This window comes from Thalassospira profundimaris (assembly GCF_003326675.1).
In the GTDB taxonomy this organism is placed as follows: Bacteria; Pseudomonadota; Alphaproteobacteria; order Rhodospirillales; family Thalassospiraceae; genus Thalassospira; species Thalassospira aquimaris.
This window is the reverse complement of the sequence record NZ_JPWF01000026.1, coordinates 1-18,181: the sequence shown is the minus strand read 5'-3', so window position 1 is coordinate 18,181 and position 18,181 is coordinate 1. Positions and strand designations below refer to the sequence as shown.

20 protein-coding genes are annotated in these 18,181 nt (G+C 54.5%); 9 read left to right on the top strand and 11 right to left on the bottom strand.

Annotation, left to right across the window (positions count from 1 at the left end):
* The first annotated feature begins 86 nt into the window (after positions 1-86).
* The gene (locus TH19_RS21620; RefSeq protein WP_114104439.1) at positions 87-656 is read left to right on the top strand and encodes a GNAT family N-acetyltransferase; all 570 of its coding nucleotides are present in this window, start codon (positions 87-89) and stop codon (positions 654-656) included.
* The gene (locus TH19_RS21615) at positions 653-1,879 is read left to right on the top strand and encodes an MFS transporter (RefSeq protein ID WP_114104438.1); all 1,227 of its coding nucleotides are present in this window, start codon (positions 653-655) and stop codon (positions 1,877-1,879) included. Before TH19_RS21620 ends, TH19_RS21615 begins: the two co-directional genes overlap by 4 nt.
* A gap of 102 nt (positions 1,880-1,981) precedes the next feature.
* Here the strand turns inward: TH19_RS21615 and TH19_RS21610 are convergent, their stop codons facing one another.
* Together TH19_RS21610 and TH19_RS21605 are read right to left on the bottom strand one after the other, a co-directional pair.
* Complete coding sequence (locus TH19_RS21610) at positions 1,982-3,886, bottom strand: propionyl-CoA synthetase (protein WP_258548084.1); 1,905 nt, start codon at positions 3,884-3,886, stop codon at positions 1,982-1,984.
* Between the two features lie 384 nt (positions 3,887-4,270).
* A complete protein-coding gene (locus tag TH19_RS21605) occupies positions 4,271-4,435 on the bottom strand; it encodes a YdcH family protein (protein WP_082817874.1) in 165 nt (54 codons plus the stop codon).
* A 115-nt stretch (positions 4,436-4,550) separates the two neighbouring features.
* Here TH19_RS21605 and TH19_RS21600 point away from each other — a divergent pair, with 115 nt between their 5' ends.
* The gene (locus TH19_RS21600) at positions 4,551-5,168 is read left to right on the top strand and encodes a UbiX family flavin prenyltransferase (RefSeq protein WP_114104436.1); all 618 of its coding nucleotides are present in this window, start codon (positions 4,551-4,553) and stop codon (positions 5,166-5,168) included.
* Positions 5,169-5,176: 8 nt separating this feature from the next.
* Here the strand turns inward: TH19_RS21600 and TH19_RS21595 are convergent, their stop codons facing one another.
* Positions 5,177-5,647 (bottom strand): TIGR02444 family protein, encoded by a 471-nt coding sequence (locus TH19_RS21595; RefSeq protein WP_114104435.1) that lies wholly within the window; start codon positions 5,645-5,647, stop codon positions 5,177-5,179.
* 26 nt (positions 5,648-5,673) lie between these two features.
* Positions 5,674-6,780: an ATP-dependent 6-phosphofructokinase gene (locus TH19_RS21590; protein WP_114104434.1), complete on the bottom strand. Its 1,107-nt coding sequence runs from the start codon at positions 6,778-6,780 to the stop codon at positions 5,674-5,676.
* Between the two features lie 120 nt (positions 6,781-6,900).
* On the opposite strand from TH19_RS21590, the gene TH19_RS21585 reads away from it, so the two are divergent.
* Positions 6,901-7,107: a YdcH family protein gene (locus tag TH19_RS21585; protein ID WP_114104433.1), complete on the top strand. Its 207-nt coding sequence runs from the start codon at positions 6,901-6,903 to the stop codon at positions 7,105-7,107.
* 134 nt (positions 7,108-7,241) lie between these two features.
* Here TH19_RS21585 and TH19_RS21580 read toward each other — a convergent pair whose 3' ends face one another.
* Positions 7,242-8,078: a GGDEF domain-containing protein gene (locus tag TH19_RS21580; protein ID WP_258548080.1), complete on the bottom strand. Its 837-nt coding sequence runs from the start codon at positions 8,076-8,078 to the stop codon at positions 7,242-7,244.
* Between the two features lie 262 nt (positions 8,079-8,340).
* On the opposite strand from TH19_RS21580, the gene purE reads away from it, so the two are divergent.
* The 3 genes from purE to TH19_RS21565 all read left to right on the top strand — a co-directional run bounded on the left by purE (position 8,341) and on the right by TH19_RS21565 (position 10,901).
* Positions 8,341-8,841 (top strand): 5-(carboxyamino)imidazole ribonucleotide mutase, encoded by a 501-nt coding sequence (purE, locus tag TH19_RS21575; protein WP_114104431.1) that lies wholly within the window; start codon positions 8,341-8,343, stop codon positions 8,839-8,841.
* Between the two features lie 114 nt (positions 8,842-8,955).
* Positions 8,956-10,044 (top strand): 5-(carboxyamino)imidazole ribonucleotide synthase, encoded by a 1,089-nt coding sequence (locus TH19_RS21570; protein ID WP_114104430.1) that lies wholly within the window; start codon positions 8,956-8,958, stop codon positions 10,042-10,044.
* A gap of 182 nt (positions 10,045-10,226) precedes the next feature.
* Complete coding sequence (locus TH19_RS21565) at positions 10,227-10,901, top strand: thermonuclease family protein (protein WP_114104429.1); 675 nt, start codon at positions 10,227-10,229, stop codon at positions 10,899-10,901.
* A gap of 92 nt (positions 10,902-10,993) precedes the next feature.
* Here TH19_RS21565 and TH19_RS21560 read toward each other — a convergent pair whose 3' ends face one another.
* The 4 genes from TH19_RS21560 to TH19_RS21545 form a co-directional block, all read right to left on the bottom strand.
* Positions 10,994-11,689 (bottom strand): COQ9 family protein, encoded by a 696-nt coding sequence (locus TH19_RS21560; RefSeq protein ID WP_114104428.1) that lies wholly within the window; start codon positions 11,687-11,689, stop codon positions 10,994-10,996.
* Positions 11,690-12,295 carry a peptide deformylase gene (gene def / locus TH19_RS21555; protein WP_114104427.1) on the bottom strand — a complete coding sequence of 202 codons (606 nt, stop codon included), beginning with the start codon at positions 12,293-12,295 and terminating at the stop codon, positions 11,690-11,692. It abuts the gene before it with no gap.
* A gap of 81 nt (positions 12,296-12,376) precedes the next feature.
* Positions 12,377-13,609: an HlyD family secretion protein gene (locus TH19_RS21550; RefSeq protein ID WP_114104426.1), complete on the bottom strand. Its 1,233-nt coding sequence runs from the start codon at positions 13,607-13,609 to the stop codon at positions 12,377-12,379.
* Complete coding sequence (locus tag TH19_RS21545) at positions 13,602-14,060, bottom strand: hypothetical protein (RefSeq protein ID WP_181846513.1); 459 nt, start codon at positions 14,058-14,060, stop codon at positions 13,602-13,604. Before TH19_RS21545 ends, TH19_RS21550 begins: the two co-directional genes overlap by 8 nt.
* 363 nt (positions 14,061-14,423) lie before the next feature.
* Between TH19_RS21545 and rpsU the strand changes: the two genes are divergently transcribed.
* Positions 14,424-14,627, top strand: coding sequence for a 30S ribosomal protein S21 (gene rpsU, locus TH19_RS21540; protein WP_062953404.1), 204 nt, complete (start codon positions 14,424-14,426; stop codon positions 14,625-14,627).
* Between the two features lie 354 nt (positions 14,628-14,981).
* Complete coding sequence (locus TH19_RS21535; RefSeq protein WP_258548079.1) at positions 14,982-16,454, top strand: Na+/H+ antiporter family protein; 1,473 nt, start codon at positions 14,982-14,984, stop codon at positions 16,452-16,454.
* A gap of 84 nt (positions 16,455-16,538) precedes the next feature.
* Here TH19_RS21535 and TH19_RS21530 read toward each other — a convergent pair whose 3' ends face one another.
* Together TH19_RS21530 and TH19_RS21525 are read right to left on the bottom strand one after the other, a co-directional pair.
* Entirely contained in the window at positions 16,539-17,303 is a 765-nt protein-coding gene (locus TH19_RS21530; RefSeq protein ID WP_114104452.1) for an SDR family oxidoreductase, read from the bottom strand.
* Positions 17,304-17,466: 163 nt separating this feature from the next.
* A complete protein-coding gene (locus tag TH19_RS21525) occupies positions 17,467-18,057 on the bottom strand; it encodes a hypothetical protein (RefSeq protein ID WP_114104424.1) in 591 nt (196 codons plus the stop codon).
* Positions 18,058-18,181: the final 124 nt, after the last annotated feature.

The window sequence follows — 18,181 nt, the reverse complement described above, 5'->3', positions numbered from 1 at the left end:
TTATGTCATGCATAAGATTTCAAAACTTACGTTATGATAGAATTCAGCATACTGTCTGGTCAAACAATTCAACACCGGACAAGACGATGTGCCTGACATCCAAAGAAACCATCCCCGCTGATACCATCACTCTGCGCGATGCAAATGATACCGATATGGAAAGCATCACGGCGATCTATGCCCATCATGTTTTGACCGGTACGGCATCCTTTGAAGAAATCCCGCCGACCGTTGATGAAATCACCGACCGTTTTCATGCAATTCGGGCAAAGGAGATGCCCTATCTGGTTGCCATCCGCGACGGCAAGGTTGTCGGTTACTGCTATGCCAGCACCTATCGCCCCAGAACGGCCTATCGGCACACCATTGAAAATTCGGTCTATGTTGCGCCGGACGCGGTTGGCCAGGGTATCGGAAGCCTGTTGATGGGGGAATTGATCGCACGGTGCGAAGCAGGCCCCTGGCGTCAGATGATTGCAGCCATCGGCGACAGCGCCAATCACGCCTCGATCGCACTTCATCGCAAACACGGATTTGAGCTGACGGGTACCTTTCACAATGTCGGCTTCAAATTTGGCCGCTGGCTTGATTCCGTCCTGATGCAGCGGTCGCTTGGCAGCAACAAACCAACCATGTCCGGCCCAACCGACAAATGATCCATCATCGCACTGTCATAGCCCTTGGTCTGGCCCAGCTTATCAGCTGGGGCACGGCCTATTACCTGATCGGGAATTTCGGCACGGCCCTTGCCGAACGCAACGGCTGGGACAGTGCGATTGTCTATGGTGGTTTTTCACTGGCCCTTTTGGTCATGGGGATTTGTTCGTCAACCTGTGGCCGCCTGATAGATCAATATGGCGGTCGACCGGTTCTTTTGGCCGGGTCGGTTCTAAATGCACTTGGCTGCCTGATCCTTGCCTTTGGCGATCAGGTTGTCGTTCATTTTCTGGGCTGGATCATTTTGGGCTTTGCAATGCGCGCAACCCTTTATGATGCGGCCTTTGCTACATTGGCCCGGATCGGTGGGCCCAATGCCGGAAGGGCAATGGGTCAAATCACGCTGTTTGGCGGGCTGGCATCGACCGTATTCTGGCCTTTGGGGCATATGATTGAAAGTCAGTTCGATCTGACAATCGCCCTTATCAGCTATGCCGGGTTTGCCCTTTTAACCATTCCCCTGCACTTGCTTGTCCCGGCCGCTGCACCGGAACACCAAGATAGCACCGAACATACCGGGCAGCCGATTAACCAGTTCAACCAGCCCGATGGCAACCGCCGTTTTTCAGATCATCAGCATCTTTGCGGCATTCTTTATGCCGTCATCGTCACAATATTGAATGTCGTCAATGCCGCAATGTCAGCCCATATGATCCCGATTCTGATCGGCATCGGACTTGGCACTGTGGTCGCCATTGAAACCGCCAGTTTGCGGGGGATTGGACAATCTCTTGCCCGTGCCGCCGAGGTCCTGTTTGGCAAACGCCTTGCGCCAACGAAACTGACCGTGATGGCCACCGCACTGTTACCGCTGTCATTCTTGTTTGCGCTGATCGGTGATCCCTATATCTGGGCGGTTATGACATTCACCTTTGTTTATGGTGCAGCCAACGGGGTTCTGACCATCACACGCGGCACCCTGCCCCTGATGATTTTTGGCAATCGCGGATACGGCAAGCAAGTTGGACAGTTGCTTGTTCCGGGCTTCTTCCTGTCGGCAATTGCGCCCAGCCTTTATGATCAACTGATTACCCGTTTCGGACCGCAATCGGCAATCTGGGCGTCAAGCGGATTGCTTCTGATCGGGTTTATCAGTGCCATTATCCTTTATCGGGTCCTTACCCCCAATCACATGACCAAGCCGTTGGCAGAACAATCCTGAACGAAAGAAAAAACGCCTGCCAATCGGGGATGGCAGGCGCAAGGTGTGCTCTGTGATGAAAAGAGCCGGGAGTATCCGTGCTTACGGGATCTTTGGTTGGTCTTATTTCGCGTATCCGATTTCCTTCAATGCCTCGGCAATTTCCGGAAGGATCGCCGGATCATCGATGGTTGCCGGGGTGTTATAGCTTTCGCCATCGGCAATCGATCGCATGGTCTTGCGCAGGATTTTGCCAGACCGGGTTTTCGGAAGCCTGTCGACAACCGTTGCCTTTTTAAAGGCCGCAACCGGGCCGATCTGATCACGTACCATCGCCACCACCTCGGCGAGGATCGCCTCATGGGGCCGGGTCACACCGGATTTCAGAACAACAAAGCCAAGCGGCAATTGCCCCTTAAGGTCGTCATGAACACCAATGACCGCACATTCGGCAACATCCGGATGCCCGGAAAGAACTTCTTCCATGCCCCCGGTTGACAAACGATGCCCGGCAACATTGATGATGTCATCAGTGCGCGACATCACATAGATATAGCCATCTTCGTCAATGAAACCGGCATCACCGGTCGCGTAATAGCCCGGGAATTCTTCCAGATAAGAAGACTTGAACCGTTCATCATTCTGCCAAAGGGTCGGCAAGGTGCCGGGCGGTAATGGCAGCTTGGCGGCCAACGCGCCGATCTGCCCGCGTTCAAGCGGTTTTCCTGCCTCGTCAAGAACCTGAACATCCCAGCCACAGGCCGCAACCGTTGGTGATCCATATTTGATCGGCAACAATTCAATCCCGCGCGGGTTGGCACAGATCGACCAGCCGGTTTCGGTTTGCCACCAGTGGTCAATCACCGGCACGCCCAGGCTGCTTTCCGCCCATTGCAGGGTGTCGGGATCGGAACGTTCGCCAGCAAGATAAAGCGCCTTTAAGCTGCTGAGGTCATAGTTCGCCATATGGGCGGCTTTGGGGTCATCGCGCTTGATCGCACGAAATGCTGTGGGTGCCGTGAACAGTACCTTGACCTTGTGCTGGGAAATCACCCGCCAAAATGCACCGGCATCCGGGGTTCCGACCGGTTTGCCTTCATACATTACCGTCGTACACCCGGCCAGAAGCGGCGCATAAACAATATAGGAATGCCCAACAACCCAGCCCACATCGGATGCGGCCCAGTAAACGTCACCGGCTTCGACATCATAGATGTTCTTCATCGACCAGTTCAGGGCAACCATGTGGCCACCATTGTCACGAACAACACCTTTGGGCTGCCCCGTAGTGCCCGAAGTATAAAGAACATAAAGCGGATCGGTTGCCGCCACCGGCACGCAATCCGATGGTGCCGCCTTGGCGCATTCCACAGCCCAGTCGTAATCGCGACTATCCACCAGGGATGCGTCGCATTGCGGGCGCTGGAACAGGATAACACCGGATGGCTTGTGTTCGGCCATATCAATGGCACGATCAAGCAACGGTTTATATTCGATCACCCGCGACCCTTCGATGCCACAGCTTGCCGTCAGGATCAGCTTGGGCTTGGCATCATTGATGCGGGTTGCCAGTTCGTTTGACGCAAACCCGCCAAACACCACCGAATGAATTGCCCCGATGCGTGCGCAAGCAAGCATTGCCATCGCGGCCTGCGGGATCATCGGCATGTAAATGATGACCCGGTCCCCCTTGGTCACACCGTGCGCATGCAGCGCACCGGCAAGACGGGCAACCTGATCGCGCAGGTGGCGATAGGTGAATTTTTCAACCGTGTTGGTGACCGGGCTGTCATAGATCAGGGCATCCTGATCGCCGCGACCATTTTCAATATGGCGATCCAGCGCGTTATAGCAGGTATTGACCTCGCCACCGACGAACCAGCGATAAAACGGTGCGTTGCTGTCATCAAGAACGCGGTCCCATTTGCGGTACCATGAAATGTTTTCGGCGGCATCCGCCCAGAAACCTTCCTTGTCGGCAATCGAGCGATCATAGGTTTCCTGATAACGACCAGTCATTGACGAAATTTCCTCCCGCGGAGATGGGTCTTGTGCCCATACAAACGCGTTTTTGTGACGAGCGATTAAATCGGCATCATAATACCTATTTAATTCGCACTTACCCCTTAGACATTGGTAGAGCGTCGGTATTCCGCCATTTTCTGCGGATTAAAATCACTTCAAACAGATAAGCGTCATCATTTACGCCGGGTCACGCGTATCTGGTTGGGTTCGTCAATTTATCTGGGAATGTCGCCCGTGGATTTGAAGCGCAGACATAAAGTTGCCGCCTCTCATGTGGGCGACAAGCGGAGGCGGCAATAGCAAGAGTTAGGAAATCTGTGAGGTCGTCAAACCGTCTTCATGGTTGATCGCATGTTTTTCATCACGCGTTTGGCCATGACCGGACGGCTAATGATTTATTCGGTTTATCTCGTCCTTGATTTCAAGCTTGCGACGTTTAATGTCTGCGACAAGGGAATCATCGGGCGCCGGCCGGCGCGTCTCGAGGTGGAGTTCCTGCTCAAGTGCAGCATGTTTGGCAGTAAGAGCTTCGATATGGCTTTGAACGCTCATTCGCCTACTCCTTATATCTGACATTGCCCACGAGAAGATGGTATTAATTTCGTAACATGATTTCCAGTGTTTCAATCACCATCGTGAACAAGAACACAGTCCAGCAAGGTTCGGCATGACGCAAAAAGATCGACTTATCATCGGCATAACCGGTGCTTCCGGGGTGATTTACGGCATTCGTTTTTTGGAGTTGCTTAAAAACACACCGATAGAAACACATCTGGTTCTTTCGAAGGCAGCCGAGCGCACCATTGCCTATGAAACCGATTTTAAAATTCGCGAAATCAAGGAGATGGCAGACGTTCTCCATGACAATTCCGATATCGGTGCATCGATTGCGTCCGGATCATTTCGCGCCCGCGGAATGGTGATTGCACCTTGCTCCATGAAGTCCCTGGCCGAGGTAGCAAGCGGAGTCGCAGACAATCTGATCGCCCGTGCTGCTGATGTGATGTTAAAAGAACGGCGTCGTCTGGTTCTGATGGTGCGGGAAACTCCGCTGCATGCAGGGCATATCCGCAACATGGCCCAAGCCACTGAAAACGGGGCGATTATCGCTCCGCCGGTTCCAGCATTCTATGCCCGCCCCCAGTCACTCGACGAGATGGTGACGCAAAGTTGCGGTCGCGTTCTTGACCTGTTTGATATCGATCTGCCCGAAACCGCGCGCTGGGGCGACGAGGATGCGCAAAACCACATCCCGGTCACCGGAAAGCCGAAAAATCGGGATTGATGCCCCGATCAGGCGGCAACAAATCCCATCAGGGTGATCAGGCGATCCACGGCCTGATCACAATCATTCTGTTCAAGATCAAACCGGTTGGGTGAAAGATAGGCGCGTGCCGCCGCATAGGGATCATTGGACGGCATCGGCTTGACGGCGTCGCACAGGATATGTTGTTCGATCCGCTCGGCCTGCAACTCGTCTGCTTTGACCTTTTGGCGCAGGTCCTGCGCCGCCTTGCGCGGTTCATCGCGCAAAAAGCGTCTGGTTTGGCGCAACGGGATAATCACATTATCGCGCCAGTCACGCACGGCTTCTTCAAGGGCGTTCACACTATGCGGTGCCAGTCCCTTCTGGCCCAGATAAAACATAAAAAGCAGCATGTTCACATCCAGCCCGCAACGGTCCTGTAGCTCCAGACACAGCTTTGCCACACCGTCGCGACCATACATCGCGACCGTAAAGGCCCAGACTTCTTCCTGATCCACTGCTCGTATCCTGTTTTTATCGTTACTTAAACGGTCTTTGCTGTACGTACGACGGTGGGCGGATGCCCCAGATAGGCCCCAAGTCCCTTGGCGGTCGAAACCATGGTTCCGGCCGTATCAACCAGTCGCGGCCCGACAATAACATCTTCCATCGCGACATCGACAACTTTGCGTTTTGACCATGCAACGACGCGGTCAAATTTTTGTTGTGCGATCAGATCGACCGCATGCACCCCGAATGCCGATGCAATCACCCGGTCACGCGGCGATGGCGTACCGCCACGCTGAACATGCCCAAGGACCGTCACGCGGGTTTCCCATCCCGTGCGGGCGCCAAGTTCATCCGCCAGCCAATGACCGATCCCGCCATAACGGACTTTTTGCCCATCATCCCCCTGGGTCACGGCCGCCCCGTCATCACGTTTGATGGCCTCGGCGACAATAACCAGTGCATGATTGCGTCCGCGTTTACGGATATTCAGGCAATGCTCGGTCAGGGCATCAAGATCATAATCCATTTCCGGGATCAGAATGGCATCCGCCCCGCCTGCGACCCCGGCAAAAAGGGCGATATGTCCGGCATCACGTCCCATTACCTCCAGGATCATGATCCGGTCATGGGAGGCCGCAGTTGGCTGCAAACGATCAAGTGCCTCGACCGCGACATTTACCGCCGTGGTAAAACCCACCGAATATTCGGTCTGGGCCAGATCGTTATCAATTGTTTTGGGAATGCCAACCAGATTGATCCCGCCCATTTGGGCAAGCCTGTGCAAAATGGCCATGCTGCCATCGCCGCCAATTCCGATCAGGGCATCAAGACCAAGCTTGTGATAACCATCAATCACTTCCTGCGAATGATCGGCAAATGTGCCGTCAGGCATCGGATAATGGAACGGATCACCTTTGTTGATCGTGCCAAGAATGGTGCCACCAAGGCGGAGCATCCCGTCATTATTGACCTGATCGTTCAGATCAATGGCCTGTGGCGGGTCCTGCATCAGACCATGCGTTCCCTGACGGATTCCGACAATGTCCCAGCCATATCCAAGAACAGCCCGACGCACGACAGCCAGAATAACCGCGTTCAACCCGGCGCAGTCGCCACCACTGGTCAAAATTCCGATCCGCATGAGTTTCCTTCCCAACATTGCCATTATTGTTTTAAAGGGTGATACAAATCATATGGGTTGCCCACATCTTATCTGGTAATATCAGAATCCCTTCGCGTTGATTATTAAGCTGGATCAAAAATGGACGAAATCAATCAGATCGAGATTGAAAAGAGACTTCATTCGCTGCGCGAGGAACACCGCGACCTTGATGTCGCCATCGAGGAAATGGTGCTGGCACCACACCATGATCAACTGCGTCTGGGCCGAATGAAAAAGCGTAAACTGGCGCTTAAGGATGAAATTCGATATGTCGAGTCGCAGCTTGTTCCCGACATTATCGCCTGATCCGGGCGTTTGACTGCCTGTATTTTCCTGCCAAAAACGTCCCCATACCTGACATGTTCGGCACAGCCCGCGCATAAAAAAGCACGCAAGGTGCTGCCTTGCGTATGGAAATCCAGATGCAGGTCGGATCAGGTTCAGATGCCGTAAGGAATTCGATCCAGCTTGGCCAGAAGCATTTCCTTTTGTGCCCGCAATGCGGAATCCGCAGAACTCAACACAGACAACGCGGTATCGCCGTTGGTTGCCTGATAAACCCCGAAGACCGGCACCACCGTAATGAATCTGTGATTATGCGCGTACGGATTCTGATGCAGCCACCGTGTGATCGCCTCGATACGCTGCTGAACATCGTCTTCATCGACATTGTACATCAGCGCCACAAAATCATTGCAGCCGAGATAGCCAAGATGATGCGGTGACATCACAAAATCGGCAATGATTCTGCGAACATAGTTGAACACACCGTCTTTGCATTCCTGACCGTAACGCTGCAAAATCTGTTCAATATTAAACAGTTCGCAGATCAGGACAGTGCGGTTGGTACGATCCGCCCCAATAAGCGACACTTCGTTTTCAAGGATTTGCATGAAGGTCGGGCGGCTAAGTGCCCCTGTAAACGGATCACGGCCCTCTGTCCGTGCCAGACGGGCCTGCCGCTTTTTAAGGTCGTTCAGGTTTTCGGTCAGACCGTTGATACGAACCATCAACCGTCCGATTGCCTGTTCAACAGCGGGCGTTACCTGATTGTCGGGAATGCCAAGAACATTGGCAATATCGGGCGTGTGAAATGGTGCCTCATCCACCGTATCTGGCAGACTGTCGGTATCGATATCAACCTGATGATCCTGCGTGGACGAATGACGACGCCCCGCGTCCCTGCCATAGGTGAACACGCCGTATGGGTTGGATGGATATCTGCCATCCCCTCCCCCCAAGGAGGGTGTAATTGATCCGGGCCTTGTGACTTTCATGTCTGACCTTCCCGTGCTACCTGCACAGTTATATGAGATATTTGTAAAGAATAAATCAAAAGTACAATAATTACACTTCAATTTTCAACCGACACCAAGGATAGGAACCCTATCCGTCAGGGCAGTGTGAAATCATTCACTTTCAAACATGAAAATACAGAAGATTCCACCGGTCAGGCATGTTGCAAGCGGGCTTGCATGATGGCCCGTGCTGCATATAATGCGGCCCTTCACGAAACAGCCCCAATACGGAGCCGCTATCATGAGCGATCAAACACCGGTCATCGGCATTATCATGGGAAGCCAGTCTGACTGGGAAACCATGAAAAACGCAGCAGATGTCCTCGATGCGCTGAACGTCCCTTACGAAACCAAAATCGTCTCGGCCCATCGCACCCCGGATCGCCTGTATGATTATGCCAAAACGGCAAAGTCACGCGGCCTTAAGGTGATTATTGCCGGTGCTGGTGGTGCGGCCCATCTTCCGGGCATGGCATCGGCCATGACGCCGCTTCCGGTTCTGGGTGTTCCGGTTCAAAGCCGTACGCTTAAGGGCCTTGATAGCCTGCTTTCCATCGTTCAGATGCCGGGCGGTGTTCCGGTTGGTACCCTTGCTATCGGTTCGGCCGGTGCAAAGAATGCCGGTCTGATGGCAGCCGAAATCATGGCGCTGATGGATGACGGGCTTGCCTCGCGCCTGGATGACTGGCGCGCAGCCCAGACCGCATCGGTCGCAGACGAACCGGTTGATCCGGCACCGTGACCCAAAACAGGCGCGCCCAAACGGGCGCGTTTTTGTTTTGCCCCTACAAGTTTGATATTCGCCTGATGACAGGCAATGTTTTTCCGGACGGGAAGATTTTTGATCGAGGAATACATGACGCAGGATTTCGACACGCGCGTAATCGCACCGGGCAGCACAATCGGTATCATGGGCAACGGACAGCTTGGCCGTATGGCCGCCTTCTGCGCCGCCGAGCTGGGCTATAAGGTCCATGTCTTCGGTCCGGGTGCCGATAGCCCGACCGAACAGGTTTGCGCCAAGGCAACCGTTGCCGATTATACCGATCTTGATGCGCTGCGCGCCTTTGCCCAGGATGTCGATGTCGTCACGTTCGAATTTGAAAACGTTCCCCATGACAGCGTAAAGCTTTTGTCGGAACTGGTGCCGGTCCGTCCGGGCTGGAAATGCCTGCATATTTCCCAGAACCGCCTGCGTGAAAAGACCTTCTGCAATGAACACGGCATTGGGACCGCACCGTTCGAGGCTGTCCGTTCGCTTGCCGACCTTGAAGCAGCCGTTGCCAAGCTTGGTCGCCCCTCGGTCCTGAAGACCACCGAACTTGGCTATGACGGCAAAGGTCAGGAGAAAATCAACGCCGATACCGATCTGGCCGAAGCATGGGACGAAATGAAAGGTGCCGAAGCCATTCTTGAAGGATTCATTTCCTTTGAACGTGAAATCTCGGTCATTGTGGCGCGCGGCGTTCAGGGTGACACCGCCTGCTTCTGCCCGGTCGAAAATGTTCACACCAACCACATTCTTGATGTGACCGTCGCCCCGGCTGAAATTGCCGACAGCCTGTCGAAAAAGGCCGAAGACATCGCGATCAAACTGGTCACGGCGATGGAATTCGTTGGTCTTTTGGCGGTCGAGATGTTTGTCACCACCGATGGCGACATTCTGGTCAACGAAGTGGCCCCGCGTCCGCACAATTCCGGTCACTGGACGATTGATGCCTGTGTCACCAGCCAGTTCGAACAGTTCATCCGCGCTGTTTGCGGCCTGCCGCTGGGCGATCCGGCCCATCATTCGAAGGCCCGCATGAAGAACCTTCTGGGGGATGACATCAATGACTGGCAGGCAATTTTGACCGAGCCAAATGCAAAACTGCACCTTTACGGCAAGGCCGAAGCAAAGCCGGGCCGGAAAATGGGCCATGTGACCTGGGTCTTGCCGAAATAAGCGGGACAGTTTTATCAGCCTGCACATATTTCACGCCCCGGATGCTCAACGCGTCCGGGGCTTTTTTTATATGCATTTCATGACGTTACGCATTGCGTGATCTGAATGGCATTTTATGCCCAGCAGATTGGCATCGGGTTTGCTGTTTGATCTGACAGGAAACTCTTTACGGACCGAACGTGATGAAGAAACTTCTGATCATTCTTGCGACCCTTGCCAGCCTTGGCGCCATTGAAGCACGCAGCAACCAAGCCGTTGCCGCACCGGGTGCTGCCGGCTTCCCCGAAGTTCTCGAAGGCGACAAGCTGCGTTTCGGGAACCTGGTTGTCGAACTGTTTGGCATCCGGGCCCCGAAACCGGGCATGATTTGCCGTGCCGGTTCGGTTGAATTCCAGTGCGGTGCCGCCGCATCACAGGCACTGGACCGCATCATCGATAACTATGCGATCAAATGTCAGCAGGTGTCCGATGTTCAGCTTTACCCCATGCTGACCGAATGCACCATCGGTCGCAATGATCTGAACCGCCTGATCCTGCGCGCTGGCTGGGCCATGGTCGATATGGTCAGTTGCGACAGCCATCCAAGCTGCGAAACCTATTTGCGTGATCAGGATTTTGCCAAAGAAAACCGCAAAGGCATCTGGATGGGCAATCCGCCCTCAGAACTGGTGGCCCTTGCCGCCAAGCCGACCCTCGAAGACATCCAGTCACAAGACGACAAAGCCAAGCGCAAGGAAAGTGGTGAAACACCGCGCCACCTGTTCGGATCTCCGTTTACGGTGGATCTGGCCAGCGACATGGAACGCGCCAACGCCCCGGACAAAACGCTTTTCAGTTTTTTGGAAAATACGTTCTGACCGAACAGGTCCCGGAGTTTCCTGATCCAACGAACAAAAAACGCCACCGCATTGCTGCCGGTGGCGTTTTATATTGGTAATCGGTGTATTCCTTATCCGCCAAACTGGCGGCGCACCCGACCGGGTGTCGGGACACAATTGGCAAACTTGGCTCCAAGCTTGAACGGGGCAGCTGCAAACTTGCCGACCTTACCAAGCTTGGCGGTGATTTTCGGGATTTGCAAAACATTGCCGATGCGGCGATCCAGAAACGCCCAGCTATCGGCATGATCATCGGATGTATCATCAAGCCAGAAGGCAAGCGTCGATCCATAAACACCGGCCAGCAACATCCGCTTTGTGTACCAGTTATGATCGGTCGATGTATCGCCCGCCGCAACCCACATCGCATCAACCGTGCCGTGGGTCAGTTTAAGACCAAGGGCTGCATTTTGCGGCAGGGTCATGAAGGCCAGCGCACCACGCACCGCATCTTTCTGACCTTCGACCAGATCAAGACGGGTTTTGACAGCCGTCGCAATACGTTCGCGAATTTTCATGTTTTCCAGGCCCTTTTCATCAAGGGCCGCGACCATTTTGCGGTCGGTCATTTCGACATAGGTCACGATGGCCTGACGAATGCCGTTTGGCAGCAACCGATCAACTTCGCCCGGCGCAAGGTCAAGGTCCTCTGCCCCGGCCAGCAAGGATTGCTTGGTCCAGCCATCAAACGGAATATGTTCAAGGGCGGCCTCGACCAGTGCTTCGCGCTGGGCTTGCAGGCGGCTCATGCTTTCGGACACGGTCATTTATGCCTCCTCGTCACTTGAACTGGCGTCCTGCACGCTTTCATCCTTGTTGGATTGTGCGGACTGCCTGAATGTAGTCTCGGGCGGGTATTCACGCAATTCTTCGTTAAACCCCAGCAGGGTCATGTCTTCCATACGTTCAGGATACATCACCCCGATCAGGTGATCATATTCGTGCTGAACAACCCGGGCATGGAAGCCACCGGCGATGCGTTCAATTTCTTCGCCCTGTTCATTTAACCCGCGATACCGGATTTTGTTCCAGCGTGGCACCACACCCTGAAGGCCGGGGATCGACAAACATCCTTCCCAGCCATCAACGATGTCATCGCCAACCGGTTCGATTTCCGGGTTGATCAGCACCGAAAGCGGAATGGCGCCATCGTCTGGATCATCGCTTTGACGGACGGGCGGCACGTAATAGACCATGATCGCCTTGGACTGAAACACCTGTGGCGCCGCAAGGCCAACGCCCCCGGCATCTTTCATGGTGTCCTTCATATCAGCAATCAGGCGCTGAATTTCGGGAGCAAGCGGGTCTTCGACCCGGTCGGCGACCTTGCGCAGAACCGGGTGGCCCATCCGGGCAATTTTCAGGATCGACATCGCTTTATATCCATCCAAAACCGCCCGGCTGTAAAGCCCCTAAGCATGCAATTTTCCCAAAGCCCGGAACGTCGCAAAATCCTAGTGCCCGGTCAGAACAAGTGTCTGAATTGGCCAGAGTAGCGTCTGCACACGCAAAAGCAGGGCATGAACCACACCCACGGTCTGCACCATATGTAAAAACAGCCACTCACCAGTCCCAATATCCGGGTTTTCAAGCTGCGCATGGGTATTGGTATAGGCGTTGCCTGCGCACTTGCTGCCCAGTGGCACATCGGCAATCGATTCCGGATAAAGCGGCACCATCTTGACCAGGAACGTCCCCGGCTTGGCCCGTTCGGTAATATCAAGCAACAAGTCACTCGGCCGGAACTGCCCAGCGGCAATCACCGGCTGCACATCGGTCACAACCATCGGAATAACTTCAAATGGCAGGGACGCACAGGACACCTCGGTGATCACACCCTTTTTAACGACTTGTGTTGAAATCTGATTGAACCCGGCAAGGAAGACCGTTTCACCATCCTTTTCCGGGATCAGAATACCGGCCGGGCGCAGGATGGGGCTTACGAAATCACCGACCTGAAGGGCGAATTGCTGAATATTGCCCTTTACACCGGCCCGGACCACAGTTTTGGACAAATCAGCCTCGGCCGAGCGCAAAGATGCCTGCGCATTGGAAAGCTGGGCCGGAAGCAAACTATCAAGTTTGGTCTTGATCACATTCATGCTGGCCTCTGCCGCGTTAAGCCCGCCCTGGCGTGTGGTCAGCGATACTTCCAAACGTTCGACTTCGCGTCTTGAAACTGCATTGGTGCCACGCGACAGCAGATCAGCTTTGACCTTTAATTCGTCACGCACCTGATTATAGGCACCGCGTGCCTGTTCGACATTGCCTTCGGCCACCGCAATGTCTGCGCGCGCCACATCCATTTGCGCGCGGATTTCGGCAATGCGTTGCTCGGCCATTGCCACGGCTTCGCGTTCAACCCGGTTATCAATCCGAAACAGCGGATCGCCCGCATTCACCTCGTCATCGTTTTTCACGTAAACCTCGACCACGCGACCGCCTTTTTCGGGCAGGATCGTGATGGTTCGGAAAAACGACGACACATTGGTTGTCGATGGATGGAAATAGAAAATCAGGGTGATCAGGCTAAGGGTCAGGATCGCACAGGCCGTAATGCCATAACGCAACTCATACCAGACCGAAAACAGGGTGATTTCCTTGCCGATCCGTTTGCCCTGCACATAGCGGCGTACAAGGAAATCGGGCAGGATGGTGAACATCGAACACAGAAGAAGCTCAAACATCTTTCGGGTTCTCCTGCTGGCTCGACTCCGACGCTGTTACCACCGGCTTTGCAGCATCCACGTCCGACCGGGCTTTAACATCCGGTGCGAAGGACCCTTCACCCGCCTTGCCCTGCGCCATGCTTCGAAGCGACGCGGCAATCGACTGCACCGGTGTGATGAAGTTCGGGAACTGGATCACCGCAAGGATCAACGCCGCCACCCAGAAGATGTTATTGTGCGTAAACAGCGCCAAAAGGGTCAAAACCCCGATCAGCTGGATTTGATTATGATTGGCATGATGCGCCAGCCGTTCAGGCAGGGCATGTATGTTAAGGTAAAAGGCACCAATCAGGAAAACCGCCAGCACCACGAACCAGATGACTCCGACAAACAGAACATCTGTTTCCCCCGGTGCCGTCACAAAAAATGGCACATGGGCAAGTGCCGCTTCGCGCAAACTGCTTTCCATCTGAAACCCCGCTGTTGATAGGCCAACCCGATCCTGTTCAGTCCTTGCAGCCGCGCCCAACGCATCACCGGCCCGGCGATATATTGAATGGTGTCAAAGCACTATAGCAACTTTTGATTTAATTTTTACCCCTAAATTCACCCTTAAAATCAAGATACCTGCTTAAGGGGTGAAATCCGGGTTCATGCCTTGGCGTTTTGCGATGCAGGCATGTATAAACGTCAAAGGCGAATATCCCCTTCCCTCTTTTCTTTTTGGCCGGTTTGCACTATATACAGGCCACGGTCAGTGTGACCGTAAATCCAACCGGGGAGCATTCCGCATCCCGGGTGTTTTTGTTTTTTTGAAAGGAGCGTGGTTTCCGTGCAGGTAATCGTTCGCGACAACAATGTCGATCAGGCTCTGAAAGCGCTTAAGAAAAAGATGCAGCGCGAGGGCATTTTCCGTGAGATGAAACTCCGTCGCCACTTTGAAAAGCCGTCGGAGAAGAAAGCTCGCGAAGGGGCGGAAGCAATCCGTCGTGCCCGCAAGCTGGAGCGTAAGCGCGTCGAGCGCGAAGGCTTCTAGTCTTTTTCACTTTCGGGGTATCTCGAACGTGACTGTACGATCGAATTTAGCTTGCTAAGTTCGGACCCGTGCGCCAAGCCCGCCTCGGAGCAATCCAGGCGGGTTTGGTTTTTCTGCCCCTTTCCCATCGAACACTGCATAAACCGGCGCCATTTCCCCCGCGCATAGCGGGCATACATCGCCGATTATGCCGTTGACGTTACGGCACTTTCCGTTAAACCGTCCCTGACCGGGCATTTTGCCCATGCGCCCCACACGGTCGACCACGGCTCCCACCAAAAGGTATGCCCACATGTCGGGATGCCGTTTGACCTGTTTGCGCAAGACCAACCAGTCAAACGGGGAGACCTGACTGTGACTTCGCCTGCCACCAATCCGGCTGTATCTGCCGGTGATTTCAATGGACGTTATCGTCTGACACGCGTGTTGCCGGTGGTCGTTATCGCCACCGTGATCTATGGCATTGCCGCCCTTGCCGATTATCATATCAACGCGGTTCTTCTGACCATTGCGGTGATGATTGCGCTGTGTCTTTTGCGCGTGCCTGTGCCCATCGCCCTGATTTCCGCAGCCCTTTTGGGCGGCCTGCATGCCGGAATGGATACCGCGACGGCAATTGGCGCCCTTAATGACAATCTTCTGGTCGGCGCACAGGTCGGCATGACCTATGTGATGATCGGTGCCTTTGCCGTGGCGATTGCACGTTCAGGACTGCTTGACCTGTTTGCTCAGAAGATTTCCGAGCGGGTCGGCACCGACACACAGGCAACCGCCAAAGGCATGAAATGGATGTTGTTTGCCATTTTCATCGCCTGTTCGCTGATGTCGCAGAACCTTGTGCCGGTGCATATCGCCTTTATCCCGGTGATGATCCCGCCGCTTTTGGCAGTCTTCAACCGCCTGCGTGTGGATCGTCGTGCGATTGCCTGTATTCTTGCCTGCTCGATCAGCTTTTCCTACCTGTTGCTGCCGACCGGCTTTGGCGCAATTTACCTCAATGAAATCCTGATGGCCAATGTCAACGAAGTCGGCAGTGCCTATGACCTGTCGATGACTGCGGATATGGCGCCCAAGGCAATGTTCCTGCCGGTAATGGGCATTGTTGCGGGGATGCTGGTTGCGGTTTTCATCACCTATCGCAAGCCGCGCGACTATGCCGTCACCGAACTGACCGACGGATCGCGCAACGATACCCAAAAGGTCGAAGTCAAACCGATCCAGTTGATCGCGACCCTTGCCGCCCTTGCGGTTGCCCTGATTTGCCAGTTGCAGTTCGACAGCCTTCTGGTTGGCGCGATGATCGGCTTTGTCATTCTGGCCGCCGCCGGTGTATTCCGCTGGCGCGCGCAGGACGATGTCTTTACCGAAGGCATGCGGATGATGGCCCAGATCGCCGTCATCATCACCATCGCATCGGGCTTTGCCGGGGTGCTTGACGCCACGGGCGAAATCGCCCCGCTGGTCGAGGCATCTGCAAACCTGATCGGGGATAACAAGGCGCTTGGTGCCCTGATCATGTTGCTGGTCGGTCTTTTCATCACCATCGGTTTTGGCGACAGCTTTGCCAGCGTTCCGATCCTTGCCCCGATCTATATCCCGCTGGCCCTTGCCCTTGGTTTCTCGCCGATGGCAACCATCGCCCTTCTGGGCGCATCGGCGGCCCTTGGCGATGCCGGATCGCCGGCATCAACCATTACCCTTGGTGCCACATCGGGTCTGAATGCCGATGGCCAGCATGACCATGTGAAGGATTCCGTGATCCCGACCTTCATCCACGCCAATTTCGGCATGGTCCTGTTTGCCTGGGTCGCGGCAATGGTTCTCTAACCGGAACCTGATGCCCAATACCGAAACGACAAGGAGCGGCCCCGCAAAGGCCGCTCCTTTTGCTTTTATATGCGTGCTGCTTGATTAGGCCGCCTTACAGATCGACGTCCCGCCATCAACCGCCATCGCCGTTCCGGTCACAAAACTTGATGCATCGGATGCCAGGAACAAGGCCGCCTTGGCGATTTCCATCGGCTCGGCAATCCGGCCCAGGGCATGGAACCGTTCAACCATCGCCCGAACCTCTGGATCACTGGTAAAGCTTTCGGCCATCGGGGTATCCGTCCCGCCGGGCACAAGTGCATTGACCCGGATATTGGCCGCGCCATATTCCACCGCCAGACATTGCGCCATGCCAAGCAACCCCATCTTGCTGGCGGCATAGGCTGTCATGCCGGGCATTCCGATGGTGTGACCGACAAAGGTCGATGTGAAAATCACCGATCCACCGCCGCGCTTGGCAATTTCGGGCAACTGATATTTCGCCCCGAACATCGAAGCTGTCAGGTTGGTGCGAAGCGTTGCCTCCCAATCCTCGACCGTGATGTCATCAAGCGATCCCAATATTCCCAATCGCCCGGCATTGTTGAAACCGACATCAAGTCCGCCATATTCACCAACCGCGGCATTGACCAGCGCCTTGGCAAACGCTTCTTCGCACACATCACCGGCCATGCCAAAGGCCTGCCCGCCTGCCCCGGCGATGTCGCCAACCACCGCATCAAGCCGATCCGCATTGCGCGCCGCAAGGACAAGCTTTGCGCCCTCGGATGCAAACAGCTTGGCCGATGCCGCACCGATACCGGAACTCGCACCTGTGATAATCACAACCTTGTCTTCAAGTAACATGATCTTTCCATTCCATCTGGCACCGGAACCCTGCCGCCAACGGCAAACAACCCGATGCAATTAACGATGGGGAAAGGGTAAGCGGGCGAACAAATCCCTGCTCGCCAATTTCGGACCTGCAGTTTTGCACCCGGCTTTCGAGCGCCAAAAACAGGCAGTGCGCCTATGGTTTTCCAGAAATCCAGTTGGCGAATTGATCCATCATGGACGGCTCATAGCCAATCGGATCGGGCATCGGTTCAGACCGGATAATGATCCCCGACTGGGTCCGATAGACCCGATAGACCGTGTCTTCTTCGATATCGGAAAAGGTCGAACTGCCATATTCGGCATCAATCAGGAAATTCCATTCGGCCAGATAATTGACCAGATCAAGCGCATCACCCGCCCCAAGGTCATAGGCCCGAAACGGTGCAGTATTTTGCCGCACCACATCGCGATACCGCCCTTCAAATCGCACAAGCTGATAGCGGGCATCCATGCCAATGATATTGGCCCATGGCTTTAACTTGATGAATTCCGCATCAATCCGCCACTGATCACCAAGGATTTCATAGGTCCCGCTGACACCGGGATCATCCGACACAAGATGGGCGGTATACACATCCTCGGACACCGGTTCAAAATAAAGGGCTGCAATCGGCTCTTCATCGGTCAGACGCACATAAGTCAGGATATTCATTCCCATCGACGCGACCAGCGCAATCGACAGAATGACCACCATAAGAAGCGAGCCCCTGACAATTCGAAACATATGACCTTCCAAACCAGAACGGCAAAATCCTCCGACAGGTTGAAGTTATAAGCAACCTCTCGGACGAAAAAAAGGCGGCCCTATCAGAGCCGCCTCAGACTGCTGACAAAGTCCTCGCCATAAG

What these genes read in the sequence shown, in the direction of transcription:
- TH19_RS21570 (WP_114104430.1), top strand. Translation starts at nt 8,956, where the DNA reads ATGACGCAGGATTTCGACACGCGCGTAATCGCACCGGGCAGCACAATC.
- TH19_RS21565 (WP_114104429.1), top strand. Translation starts at nt 10,227, where the DNA reads ATGAAGAAACTTCTGATCATTCTTGCGACCCTTGCCAGCCTTGGCGCC.
- def (WP_114104427.1), bottom strand. Translation starts at nt 12,295, where the DNA reads ATGTCGATCCTGAAAATTGCCCGGATGGGCCACCCGGTTCTGCGCAAG.
- TH19_RS21615 (WP_114104438.1), top strand. Translation starts at nt 653, where the DNA reads ATGATCCATCATCGCACTGTCATAGCCCTTGGTCTGGCCCAGCTTATC.
- TH19_RS21605 (WP_082817874.1), bottom strand. Translation starts at nt 4,435, where the DNA reads ATGAGCGTTCAAAGCCATATCGAAGCTCTTACTGCCAAACATGCTGCA.
- TH19_RS21560 (WP_114104428.1), bottom strand. Translation starts at nt 11,689, where the DNA reads ATGACCGTGTCCGAAAGCATGAGCCGCCTGCAAGCCCAGCGCGAAGCA.
- TH19_RS21585 (WP_114104433.1), top strand. Translation starts at nt 6,901, where the DNA reads ATGGACGAAATCAATCAGATCGAGATTGAAAAGAGACTTCATTCGCTG.
- TH19_RS21550 (WP_114104426.1), bottom strand. Translation starts at nt 13,609, where the DNA reads ATGTTTGAGCTTCTTCTGTGTTCGATGTTCACCATCCTGCCCGATTTC.
- purE (WP_114104431.1), top strand. Translation starts at nt 8,341, where the DNA reads ATGAGCGATCAAACACCGGTCATCGGCATTATCATGGGAAGCCAGTCT.
- TH19_RS21600 (WP_114104436.1), top strand. Translation starts at nt 4,551, where the DNA reads ATGACGCAAAAAGATCGACTTATCATCGGCATAACCGGTGCTTCCGGG.
- TH19_RS21580 (WP_258548080.1), bottom strand. Translation starts at nt 8,078, where the DNA reads ATGAAAGTCACAAGGCCCGGATCAATTACACCCTCCTTGGGGGGAGGG.
- TH19_RS21590 (WP_114104434.1), bottom strand. Translation starts at nt 6,780, where the DNA reads ATGCGGATCGGAATTTTGACCAGTGGTGGCGACTGCGCCGGGTTGAAC.
- TH19_RS21545 (WP_181846513.1), bottom strand. Translation starts at nt 14,060, where the DNA reads ATGGAAAGCAGTTTGCGCGAAGCGGCACTTGCCCATGTGCCATTTTTT.
- TH19_RS21530 (WP_114104452.1), bottom strand. Translation starts at nt 17,303, where the DNA reads ATGTTACTTGAAGACAAGGTTGTGATTATCACAGGTGCGAGTTCCGGT.
- TH19_RS21620 (WP_114104439.1), top strand. Translation starts at nt 87, where the DNA reads ATGTGCCTGACATCCAAAGAAACCATCCCCGCTGATACCATCACTCTG.
- TH19_RS21525 (WP_114104424.1), bottom strand. Translation starts at nt 18,057, where the DNA reads ATGTTTCGAATTGTCAGGGGCTCGCTTCTTATGGTGGTCATTCTGTCG.